1 protein-coding gene is annotated in these 1832 nt (G+C 60.0%); it reads left to right on the top strand.

Translation table 11 applies throughout. The annotated features are described in order from the left end of the window. The coding region (locus tag ACP7A4_RS22990) for a DNA cytosine methyltransferase (RefSeq protein ID WP_426248497.1) at positions 1 to 1800 on the top strand (1800 nt) is incomplete at its 5' end. Positions 1801 to 1832: the final 32 nt, after the last annotated feature.

Genomic DNA, 1832 nt, shown 5'->3' with positions numbered 1-1832 from the left:
GTCGCCAAAAACCACAGCCCTGCGGCGATCAGCATGCACACCATCAACCACCCGCATGCAAAGCACTTCACCACTGATGTGTTTGAGGGCGACCCTGACACTGAATGTGGTGGCCGGGCGGTTGGCTGGTTCCACATGTCGCCGGACTGCACCCACCACAGCCAGGCTGCTGGCGGACAGCCACGCAAGCGCGAGATTCGTAACCTGTCGTGGATCGGACTTAAGTGGGCAGGCATGAAGCGCCCCCGGGTGATCAGCCTGGAGAATGTGAAGCAGATCCTTCAATGGGGGCCGCTGGTGGCAAAGCGCTGCAAGTCGACCGGGCGCGTCATCAAGTTGGGTGGCGGGGTTGCCGAGGCAGGCGAAGTTGTACCGGTTAGCGAACAGTTCTTGGTACCCGATCCAAAACGCCGCGGCCAAACGTGGGCAGTTTTCGTGGCTGAATTGCAGCGCCTGGGCTACGCCGTTGAGTGGCGCGTAATCAAGGCCTGCGACTTCGGCGCACCGACCAGCCGGGAACGCCTGTTCATGATCGCACGGTGCGATGGTCAGGCCATCGTGTGGCCAGAGCCAACTCACGCCAAGAACCCCGCCAAGGGCCAGCAGAAGTGGCGCACCGCTGCCGAGTGCATTGATTGGACGATCCCGAGCAAAAGCATCTTTGGTCGTAAAAAGGATTTGGCTCCAGCGACCTTGCGTCGCGTGGCCAAGGGCATGCACAAGTTTGTGCTCGATACCGCCACCCCTTTTATTGTGCCCATCGCAAACTGGTCAGGTGAGAGCGTGCAGTCATCGGGCGAACCCCTGCGCACTGTGACCTCTTATCCAAAGGGCGGCGCATTCTCGATAGTCAGCCCGACACTTGTTCAAACCGGCTACGGTGAAAGAACTGGACAGGCTCCGCGTGTACCTGGACTGGATCAGCCATTGGGTACAGTTGTCGCAGGCGGCGTTAGGCATGCGCTGGCATCCGCCTGCATCGTTCAGGCGGGGCATGGAGAAGGATCTGGCAAAAATAAACGCCGAAGCCACGGAGTAAACGACATCAACGGCCCGGTCGGTACGATTACAGCCAGCGGCGGCGGTCAGTCCATCGCCACTGTATTCATGGCTCAAATGAACGGTGGTTTTAATACCGTCGCCGCCAAAAGCATGGACGACCCCATGACCACAGTGACCAATACCGGCAGCCAACAACAACTGGTCACCGCCAACTTGGTGCACTTGCGCGGTAACTGCGATGCCCGGGACTTAAACGACCCACTGCACACCATCAGCGCAGGCGGTACACACCACGGATTAATGACTGCCTTCCTTGAGCGCCAGTTCGGCGCCAGTGTCGGCAAAGCCTTGGACGACCCAGCACCGACTATCACATCAGGCGGAGGCGGAAAAAGTTCGCTGGTTGAGTTGCAGCTCTCGCCGCAGGTTGAGGCTGGTGCGCTGAGGGTTGCGGCCTTCTTGATCAGCTATTACGGCACAGAGAACGTGAGCGGAGCCAACGGGCCAGCATCTACCATCACCACCCGCGACCGCCTGGCACTGGTCACCGTGACCATAAAGGGTACGCCGTATGTGATCGTCGATATCTGTCTGCGGATGCTGCAACCGGCCGAGCTGTACAAGGCCCAAGGCTTCCCGGCCGACTACATCATCAGCCACGGCGCGGACGGCAAGCCTTTCACCAAAACCCAGCAAGTGCACATGTGCGGGAACAGCGTCAGCCCACCGCCGATGGCTGCACTTGCTCGCGCCAACGACCCGTGGCGGGCAATCCAACGTCAGGCAGTTGCAGCATGACCGCACTCCGCCGAACAGTCAGGATCACCAGC

This window comes from Pseudomonas sp. TWR3-1-1, from assembly GCF_049896545.1.
GTDB lineage: Bacteria > Pseudomonadota > Gammaproteobacteria > Pseudomonadales > Pseudomonadaceae > Aquipseudomonas > Aquipseudomonas weihenstephanensis.
This window is presented reverse-complemented; position numbering and strand designations above follow the sequence as displayed.